Consider the following 1,273-nt stretch of genomic DNA (forward strand, 5'->3'; position numbering starts at 1 on the left):
GCTGCGGCAGTTCGGGAATGCGCAGGTGCGAGACCGAGAAACCGCTCAGGCCGGCCTTCGGCTTGCCGCCACGACCGGTTGCACCTTCGTCGCGGATTTCACCACCGGCGCCGGTCGAGGCGCCCGGGAACGGCGCGATCGCGGTCGGGTGGTTGTGCGTTTCCACCTTGATCTGGAACGCGCTGGGCACCTGCGGTTCGCGGCGGTACTCGCCGCTGTCCGGGTCAGGGCGATAGCGCGAGGCCGGATGGCCTTCGATCACCGCCGCGTTGTCGCTGTACGCGCTGAGCGTGTGCTGCGGCGTCTGCTGGTGGGTGTTCTTGATCATCCGGAACAGCGAGCGGTCCTGCTCCTGGCCGTCGATGGTCCAGCTGGCATTGAAGATCTTGTGCCGGCAGTGCTCGGAATTGGCCTGCGCGAACATCATCAGTTCCACGTCCGACGGCGACCGGCCCAGCGCGGTGAAGCGCTCGCGCAGGTAGTCGATCTCGTCCTGCGCCATGGCCAGGCCGAGGCGCTGGTTGGCGGCCTCCAGCTGGTCCACCGGCACGCGCTCCAGTTCGCCACGGGCCGGGGTCGAGAACAGGGACTGGCCCTGATCGACGGTCTCCAGCACCGACTGCGTCATCGGGTCGTGCAGCACCTTGATCAGTGCCTGCTGGGCGGCAGCGTCTGTCGGCCAGCCCTGCACGTCGATGCGCAGGCCACGCTCGACCCGGCTCACCGGCTGGCCGGCACCGCGGACCAGTTCGCTGGCCTTGCTCGACCACGGCGACAGCGTGCCCAGGCGCGGCACCACGATGCGACTGACCGCACCGTCAGCGACCGCCTCGGACTGCGGACGGGCTTCCAGGATGCGGCACAGGGTACCGACGTCGGGGGCGGCAGTGCCCTCGGCCTGCACGAAGTAGACGTGCCAGGCGCCGCTGATGCGCAGGGAGGGAGCGATGGACTGCAGGCGGGATTCAAGACGTTCGCGGCGGAACGGCGACAGGGCGGGCGCGCCCTCGAGGACCATCATGTCCGGGGAACCGTAGTTGGGAAACGGGCCCGACATTGTACCGGAAGCGGGGGTAGGCTTCGGCCGGGCGGCGCCCGGCACCCGCAGAGGCCAGAGCCAGAGCCGAAGCAACGGCAACGGCAACGGCCAAATCAACGGCGGGCATTCCGTGGGGTGGCAGGGTGGGTCCGGTGGCGGGGGACGCCGTGAATACGTCCATGTAGGCTCGGGCGCGCCATCCATGGCGCTCACGCCCCCGCAACCGGACCCACC

1 pseudogene is annotated in these 1,273 nt (G+C 69.6%); it reads right to left on the bottom strand.

The features are described 5' to 3' along the window. Positions 1-1,021, bottom strand: a pseudogene (locus DBR20_RS21020) (phosphoribosylformylglycinamidine synthase); the annotation flags it as partial. Positions 1,022-1,273 lie beyond the last annotated feature (252 nt).

The organism is Stenotrophomonas sp. HMWF023 (genome assembly GCF_003060985.1).
Lineage (GTDB): Bacteria > Pseudomonadota > Gammaproteobacteria > Xanthomonadales > Xanthomonadaceae > Stenotrophomonas > Stenotrophomonas lactitubi.